Source organism: Frankia sp. CcI156, from assembly GCF_001983015.1.
Lineage (GTDB): Bacteria > Actinomycetota > Actinomycetes > Frankiales > Frankiaceae > Frankia > Frankia casuarinae.
Genome location: NZ_MOMD01000032.1, coordinates 94,223 through 101,860, shown reverse-complemented (window position 1 = coordinate 101,860; position 7,638 = coordinate 94,223). Strand labels below are relative to the sequence as shown.

The following is a 7,638-nucleotide window of genomic DNA, read 5'->3' as shown; positions in this document are numbered from 1 at the left end:
GCCAGCCTGCGCAACCTGGCGATCGCGATCCTTCGCCTGACCGGCGCCACGAACATCGCCCAGGCAATCCGACACCACGCGCGGCGCCCCGAACGACCACTAGAGACGATCAAGAGCCTTGCTTGCTAACCGACAACTTTGCCGGGGCCCTGCCAGGCGGCCGACCGGGGGGATCAGATGATCAAAGAGTCTAAAGGTCGCGCTCGAAGCAGCAGTCCCACGTGCCTGAAGATCCCCACGTCACACTAGAAGACGGGCTCCACCTACGGCACCAAGGCAGCCCGACGTCGACCGGCCGACCACCAGCGATTTTCCATCGCCCCACGTGGCCGGCCAGTAGCCGCGTGAGGTCGATGCGGTGACGCTCGATCGCATCAGCGCCATCCCGGTGGTACTTCGATAGCCGCAGATAGASCCAGATCGGCCGCGTCCCTGACCGAACCTCGACGCCGTAGGACCGAAAGGGCGGATAGACCACGGCCCGTGTGCGTCGGCCTGGGCGACGCAGGAACGGGTGTTCTTCGCCTGTTTCGGGGTTGATGGYGATGCCTTCGACCGTTCCGTCACTTAGTTCGCGTTCCATAGGGTGTACTTTAGTTTGCACGACTCAGCGCTTAATAATGTACTTTGGCAGGCTATAGTGGGCCATGCCCTGCTACGCGGCACGCAGGTAGCCACGATCGTTGTCGAGTATCGCGACCGGTTCGGCCGGTTCGGCGTCGAGTATGTCGACGCCGACCTTGCCGCGTCCGGCCGCCGGCTGCTGGTCGTCGACCCCGCCGGGGTGGATGAGGACCCCGCCGGGGTGGATGACGATCTGGTCGGGGACGTGACCGAGATCCTGACGTCGCTGTGCTTCCGGCTGTATGGTCGGGAGGCCGCCGCGGACCGGGTCCGGCGCGCGGTCGCAGCCGCCGTCGAGGAAGCCCGTGAGGGTCCTCCAGGCGTATCGGGTTCGCTCTTGACCCGGAACGACGCCCAGCTCGCCGACCTGCGCCGGTATGCCAGCGCAGGTCGGTTCGTTTACAAACGGAACCTATAGCTCGACGAAGCCGGACACGCAGGTGATCGTGTCGCCGCCGATCCAGACCGTGCCGTCCGCATCAGCGGAGATGTGCACCCGTCCGGTCCGGTGGAGCAGTGTTCCCTGGCTCACCGTGTAGGGTGCGCTCGCTCGCCCGGTCCGGAGCAGCCATTGGGCGACGGACGCGTTGAGGCTTCCGGTTACCGGATCCTCCCTCGTCGTGCCGTTCACGGGGAAGAAGGCCCGAACTTCGAACGTCTMGGTCGACTCGGGCGGATACGGGCCGAGCACGCCGAGATGCAGGTCGACGATGCCCGGTTGCAACGCGAGGACCGCCTCGGCGCTGTCGAGTAGAACAGCAATMCATCCCGGCCCGTTATCCGCCCACTCGGCGGCCACGATGTCATCGCGGGCGATGCCCAGCGCCGTGCCGATGCGCTGGACGAGGGCCTCCTTAACCGGCCCCGAGCGTCGCAGCGGGGGTGCGGCGAACGCGAGTCCGTCCGCGGTCCGCCGGACGGGAACGAGCCCGGCACCACACTCCTGAACGACCACATCGCCCCGTTCGGCCGGAGGCCGGGTGGTCAGCCAGGCGTGGCAGGTACCCAGCGTGGGATGCCCTGCGAAGGCCAGCTCGGCACCGGGTGTGAAGATCCGGACCCGGTAGTCGGCGTCCGATGAGGTGGGCGGCAGGATGAAGGTAGTCTCCGAGAGGTTCGTCCACCGGGCGAACCGCTGCATCTCCTCCGGGTCGAGTCCCGATCCGTCGAGCACGACGGCTACCGGATTGCCCTGATACGGGGATCTTGAGAAGACATCGATCTGTTGGAAGGGACGCGGCATCGGCCCAGTGTCCCGCGGGCCGCCGGCTGACCGCGCGGATGCAGGTGAGGAATTCCTGGATTCCGATCGCCAGGCGGCTGGAGGCGATGGAGCGTCACCAGGAGCGGGCCGGCGCGGGAACGCATCCGGGTGCATATCAGCATGAAGGCATGAGTTCCTCCGCCGACACCCATGGCCGACCCCGTCACGCCGAAGCGGGTGGCCGCCCGCATCCGCGTATTTCCAACGAGCGGATCGCCTTCGCCCGGATGCGCACCTCGCAGGACCGCGGGGCGGATCTGATCACCTCCTTCGCGGGATCGCTGCCCTTCGTCTACCTGCATGCGGTCTGGTTCGGCGGCTGGATCCTGTTGAACGAGGGCGTGTTCGGCGAGGACGCCGTCTTCGACCGCTACCCGTTCGGCCTCCTGACGATGATCGTCAGCTTGGAGGCGATCTTCCTATCGACGTTCGTGATGGTCAGCCAGAACCGTGAGGCCGCCCGGCAGAACCTCCGTGCCGAACTCGACTTCGAGACCAACCTGCGGTCCGAGGTGTGGTCGGTCCACATCGGGCGGGCGCTCGGGCTTGACCCCGACGAGGTGGAACGGGACGTCCAGGAGCTCGTCGCGCACGCCCGCGCGGAGATCCGTAACGGCCAGGCCCAGCCGATGGGTCCGGGAGTGATGGATCCGGGAGTGTCGTGACGCCTCAGGTTCATCGTCGGCGACGACGCGAATCCGGTGCCTGGTGCCCGGCGCCGGGCGTGTGGGGCCGGGTCAACCGAGCGCGACGATTCAGTCGAGCGTGACGACGAGGCCGCGCAGCTCGTAGGCCGCGATCTCGTCCCGGAGGGTGACCTGGGGTGGGCTGGCCATGTGCAGGCCGTCGAGCATGAACAGCTTGTGCAGGAAGATGTCGGTTTCGTGGATGGCGACGTGTGCGCCGGGGCATTTGTGGGGGCCGTCGCCGAAGCTCAGCCCCGCCGGACTCACGCCGTCGCCGATCGGGCGGGCGGGGCGGACTGTGTACGGGTCGGCGCCGATGGCCTGCGTGTCGATGTTGGTGCTGCTCACCGCGATGTCGATCTGGGCGCCGGCTGGGATCGTTAGCGGGCCGTGCGGGCCCGGTAGCTGGATGTCGGCCGTCGTGCGCCGTTTGAGAGTGGAGATGACCGGTTCCAAGCGCAGGAACTCGTGCAGGATCGCGATCCGTTCGGTCTGGTCAGCGTCGTGGTAGCGGGCGCGCAGTGTGTCGTCGGTGAACAGGTGCCAGGCGGCGACGTTGATGAACTCCCGGGTGGTGATCATTCCTGCGGGTGCGAAGGTGACGCACTCGGCGAAGATTTCGGCATTGGTGCAGCCTTGGTCGATCATGTGTGAGATGAGGTCATCCGTGCGTCGCCGACGGCGGGCGCGTACCGCGGGGCGCACGTCGGCGAGGTAGAAGGCGAGGGCGTGGCGGTTCTGCCGGATGAACTGCCTGATGCCGCGGATGCTGGTGACATTCGGCGGTCCGAGGTCTCCCTGGGCGAACCGTTCCAGGCGGGCGGCCATGCCGGGGCGGCTGTTGGTGAGGCCGATCACCGCGGCGGCGACCTCGACGGCGAGGGCGAAGCTGAGCTCGGACAGGTCGACGCTCCGCTCGCGGCGCAACCGGTCGATCTGCTCGTCGGCGACGCGGTGCATCAGCTCGCGGTAGTGCTCGTCGACCCTGCGTAGAGTGAAGAATCGTGCGGTCAGCCGGCGGCGTTCCCGGTGCTCGGGGCCGTCGCTGTGCAGCACCGGTCGGCGGATCCGCTTGGGAATCGCCTTAGATGCGTCGATACCGAGGCCGGCCTGCTTGGTTTCCAAGCTGCGCAGCACCGCCTGCCCGGCGGCGTACCCGCTGATCCGCCATACGCCGTCGGCGCCCTGTACGACCGGGCATCCGCCGTTCGGGTCTTCGCGGTCGATCTTGCGTGCCGACGTCCCGACGTCGGTCACCACGGGATCCGCCATGGATTCTCCTTCCCAGGGCACTCCGGAAACCGGCCGGGGCGCGGCTTCAGGGCCGTCATGACTGACCGGTGCGGCGATGGAGTGCTGCTGATGCCTATCGAATCGTTGGTGGATGCGAGGGAAAGCCGCCGCCGCCGCCCCTGCGGCTGGCTTGTTCGGGTAACGGCTCGAGGCGGAGTCGGGTGGCATCGGAGGAAGCCGTCGGCCGGACGCCTGAAACCTCTTGCAACCACTTGTGAGCCGGCAATGATGCCCCCTGCGCGGGGAATCCGTGACGGTCCCGGCCATGACGGCCCGCCGGGTTCGGCGGCATTCCTCAACGGTTCTGGCCGCTTTTCACGCTCCGCTTTTCACGCTCCGCGTCCGGGTCCGGGTCCCGTCCGACTTTACCGGAAGGATTGGGAGGGCCGGCTCATTCGTGCCCTCATTCGTGCCCTCCGGGGCGCAGCAGCGGGCCGTGATCTGACTACCCAATTGTGTCAGTTGGTGGGCGGGGCGTTCACGCCGAGCGTGGTCACGGCGCTTTTTCGGAAGCTCGCCGTCATGGTCTACGGCAGACCCGGCAAGGCGATCGCGACGGGAATCACGTGTCGCGCCCTTCCGTGCCGCGTGAAGGATTTCACGCCGACCGGGACGCCCTCCGTGTCCCTCCGTGTCCCGCCGTGTCCCGCCGTACTTCCCGCCGGATGCCACCTCGGTGGTGCGGGTGACGCTCTTCCCGGCCATGGCCGTGCCGGGTTCCCGCTTCACAGCCACCCGCCCACCAGGGTGGGTCTTACGGTCGGCTCCACGGGCGTTTATCGTCTCCGACGTACTGGCGGCGACGAGGTGACGCAGGTTGACCGCGGCGTTGGCGTCGCGGTCGGCCACCAGCCCGCAGGACGGGCAGGTGAAGATGCGGTCCGGCAGGGTCAGGTTTGGGTTTCGCCCGCCACAGCCGGAACAGGTCTTGCTCGAGGGGTACCAGCGGTCCGCGACCACCAGGGTCGATCCGTACCAGAGGGTTTTGTAGGCGAGCTGGCGGCGGACCTCGGCCATGCCGGTATCGGACACGGCACGGGCGAGGCGGCGGTTACGGACCATTCCGGCCACGGGCAGGTCTTCCACCACGATCGTTTCGTGGGACGTCGCGAGCCGGGTGGTGAGCTTGTGCGGCCCGTCGCGGCGCAGCTTCCGCAGCGACCGGGCCAGCGGCTTCGGGTTCGCCACGGTCTCACCGGTCGACAGGACGGCGAGGTGGCGCACCCCGAGGTCGACACCGACCGTCACGGCGGCACGCTGCCGCCGTGACGGGCCGGTGGGAACCTCCCGCTCGACCTCGACGGTGAACGATACGAACCAGCGGCAGGCCGTGCGCGACACCGTGGCGCCTAGGAGGCGGGCCCGACCATTCGCCAGCCGCCCGGTCAGCGCGCCCATCGGCTCGCGGACCTTCACCCGGCCGATCCGGGGCAGCTTCACATGCCGGTCGTCRGCCGGCACGCTGGTTGTTGTTCGGGTCGAGCGCGAACCGGTACGCCCGCAACGCCTTCACGCCGGTCGTCCTTCGTMCACCTGAACACGGTGCCCGTCGGGTTGGCCCGAACGGAGAAGTAGCACGTGATCAACCCGCCGAGGCCGGTCCTGAATGAGGGCTCCGCGTAGGTCTCCTCGTAAGTGTCCTACCAGGGGAAGGCCAACCGGCGGGGTGCCCTGTCGAGGACGCTGGGTGCCCGGTCGAGGACAACACGGCCGGCGAACGTGATGACCGCCAACACTCACGAGCGTTCACGAGGTCAGGTCCCAGATTCGCCGRCCGAAGGCCAGTCGAAGGATCGTGGTCACCGCAGGAGCGGGTGCGGTGGGAGGCCGGCGCACGGTTTACACGGTCTGCGTAGTTCGTGCGGTCAGYGCGGGGTGAGAGGACCGCCGCTACCGCCGCCGGCCTGCCGTGGCCGTCTCGCTGGCCGTCTCGCTGGCCGTCTCGACCGTGTATAACCAGCCAACCGCTGGACCGTTTTCCGGTCAACGAGAACGATCAGATCACCGCCGTACCGGACCAGGAGATGGCCACCCTCGCCATGGCCACCCTCGCCATGGCCACCCTCGCCATGGCCACCCTCGCCGTCACCCTCCGCGGGTTCACCTCCGTGATCTCGGGTGTCAGATCCGGTGTTCGGTGAGTACCTCGGCGGTGAGTTCCTGGGCTTTCTGGGCGCGGTCGGGTTGCGCGAGGTGGACGGCCACRAACAGGGCGTCGAGGACCGTCGCGTGGATGATGCGGCTGCTCATGGCCTCGACTCGATAGTTTGTTTCGCTGCTGCCGGCGACGAGGGCTACGTCGGCCAGCCTCGTCAGGGGGGATCGGAAGAAGCTGGTGAGGGCTATGGTCGTGGCCCCTGCCGCGCGCGCCGCGGCGGCGCCGGCCAGGGTTTCGCGGGTCTGCCCGGTGTGGCTGATGGCCAGGCAGGCGGAGGCGGGAGGCAGCAGGCGCGCGGCCACGTGTTGGACGTGGGCGTCGGCGGGGGCTTCGGCGAGCAGGCCGAGAGTGCGGAAGCGGTAGGCGGCGTCCTGGGCGAGCGGGGCGGACGTCCCCGCGCCGATGAGCAGGACCCGGTCAGCGCATTGCAGGGCGTCGACCGCGCGGGTGAATGCCGCGCGGTCGACGGTGCGGGTGGTCTCGGACAGAGCCGACTCGGTGCTGTGGAGGATCTTTTCCAGGATGGTGGCAGGGGAGTCGGCGTGGGTGACGGCCTCGTGGAGGCCGMGTTCGGGAGGAATCGCTTCGCCGGCGAGACGAATTTTGAGGTCGGCGAAGCCCTTGAGGCCGAGATCCTGACAGAACCGGACCACGGTCGCGACGGAGGTGCCGGTCCGGTCGGCGAGATCGGTGACGGTGAGGTGAACGATCTCCCTCGGGTCGTCGAGGATCAGCTGGCCGATCTTGCGACCGCTGGGAGTGAGAGTCGGCAGGCAGGCGCGTAGGTGCGCGATGGTGCCGCCCGGCCCGGGGGTGGGTTGGGCGGGCTCGTCGATCGTCTCGACGGCCGTCGGTCCGGTCATGGTCTCTCCCAACGTCGTCACCATCCTCGCGCTTTTCGGCTTCCAGCTTGCCGGTGGTGCGCTGTCATCTGCCGCACGGGCCGGATGAAGATCTGTTCCTTTGGTAGAAATCATACTGTATGAAAATTCTATCCATCTAATGCATTCCGTTAAGAGGATGTTTCCTTCTGTCTCCGTCTCTCAGCCCTGCCCCCGCTGAGCCCGTTGACCGTCTGCCGTAAGCGAGGAGAGATATGAAGCTGAGCACCGACCGCATCGTGACCGCCCACGTCGGCAGCCTGCCGTGCCCAGGATGCTGGCCGAAGAGGTGCTCCAGCGGGAGCATCACGACCCGACCCCGGAGCGGGCACAGCGGCTGCCGGGAACCATCCGCCAGGCGGCCGCCGAGGCGGTGCGCCGCCATGCCGAGGTCGGCATCGACGTCGGCAACGATAGCGAGATGATCAAGATCGTCTATGCCACCTACGTCAAGGAGCGGCTGAGTGCCTGAGCGCCTGAGTGGCTTCGACGCGACCGCCGGGGCCAGGCCCATCCCGCCGAAGGCACCCGATCATGACCAGCGTCCCGCCGCCAACCGGGCCGTTCCCCGCACCCGACGCGTACTGCGACTCACCCGCTGAGCATCGACCGCATCGCGGCCGAGTTCGGGGGACGGCCACCGTGGCGGACGGGTCCCTGCTGCCGTGTCGGTCGTACAGTTCCGATCCGGAACTGTACTCGGGAGAACAGCACCTGACCGGRCACAACCCG

At 67.9% G+C, this 7,638-nt stretch carries 6 protein-coding genes and 2 pseudogenes; 4 read left to right on the top strand and 4 right to left on the bottom strand.

Translation table 11 applies throughout. The annotated features are described in order from the left end of the window. Nucleotides 1-649: 649 nt before the first annotated feature. Nucleotides 650-928, top strand: a pseudogene (locus CcI156_RS13450) (IS607 family transposase); the annotation flags it as partial. A 108-nt stretch (nt 929-1,036) separates the two neighbouring features. Here CcI156_RS13450 and CcI156_RS13445 read toward each other — a convergent pair. Further along, nucleotides 1,037-1,867 (bottom strand): PhzF family phenazine biosynthesis protein, encoded by an 831-nt coding sequence (locus CcI156_RS13445; RefSeq protein ID WP_076805987.1) that lies wholly within the window; start codon nt 1,865-1,867, stop codon nt 1,037-1,039. Nucleotides 1,868-2,016: 149 nt separating this feature from the next. Between CcI156_RS13445 and CcI156_RS13440 the strand changes: the two genes are divergently transcribed. Then, nucleotides 2,017-2,553 carry a DUF1003 domain-containing protein gene (locus tag CcI156_RS13440; protein WP_035941686.1) on the top strand — a complete coding sequence of 179 codons (537 nt, stop codon included), beginning with the start codon at nt 2,017-2,019 and terminating at the stop codon, nt 2,551-2,553. Between the two features lie 90 nt (nt 2,554-2,643). Here CcI156_RS13440 and CcI156_RS13435 read toward each other — a convergent pair whose 3' ends face one another. From CcI156_RS13435 to CcI156_RS13425, 3 genes and pseudogenes are all read right to left on the bottom strand, one after another. After that, a complete protein-coding gene (locus CcI156_RS13435) occupies nt 2,644-3,846 on the bottom strand; it encodes a cytochrome P450 (protein WP_011436398.1) in 1,203 nt (400 codons plus the stop codon). Nucleotides 3,847-4,557: 711 nt separating this feature from the next. After that, nucleotides 4,558-5,349: pseudogene (locus CcI156_RS13430) on the bottom strand (RNA-guided endonuclease TnpB family protein); the annotation flags it as partial. Between the two features lie 639 nt (nt 5,350-5,988). Then, the gene (locus tag CcI156_RS13425; protein ID WP_254847413.1) at nt 5,989-6,912 is read right to left on the bottom strand and encodes a MurR/RpiR family transcriptional regulator; all 924 of its coding nucleotides are present in this window, start codon (nt 6,910-6,912) and stop codon (nt 5,989-5,991) included. A 268-nt stretch (nt 6,913-7,180) separates the two neighbouring features. Between CcI156_RS13425 and CcI156_RS13420 the strand changes: the two genes are divergently transcribed. Together CcI156_RS13420 and CcI156_RS25670 are read left to right on the top strand one after the other, a co-directional pair. Next, nucleotides 7,181-7,378, top strand: coding sequence for a GspH/FimT family protein (locus CcI156_RS13420; protein ID WP_023841247.1), 198 nt, complete (start codon nt 7,181-7,183; stop codon nt 7,376-7,378). Beyond that, on the top strand, nt 7,371-7,508 hold the full coding sequence (locus tag CcI156_RS25670) for a hypothetical protein (protein WP_157493373.1): 138 nt from the start codon (nt 7,371-7,373) through the stop codon (nt 7,506-7,508). Before CcI156_RS13420 ends, CcI156_RS25670 begins: the two co-directional genes overlap by 8 nt. The last annotated feature ends 130 nt before the right edge of the window (nt 7,509-7,638 follow it).

What these genes read in the sequence shown, in the direction of transcription:
- CcI156_RS13440 (WP_035941686.1), top strand. Translation starts at nt 2,017, where the DNA reads ATGAGTTCCTCCGCCGACACCCATGGCCGACCCCGTCACGCCGAAGCG.
- CcI156_RS13435 (WP_011436398.1), bottom strand. Translation starts at nt 3,846, where the DNA reads ATGGCGGATCCCGTGGTGACCGACGTCGGGACGTCGGCACGCAAGATC.
- CcI156_RS13420 (WP_023841247.1), top strand. Translation starts at nt 7,181, where the DNA reads ATGCTGGCCGAAGAGGTGCTCCAGCGGGAGCATCACGACCCGACCCCG.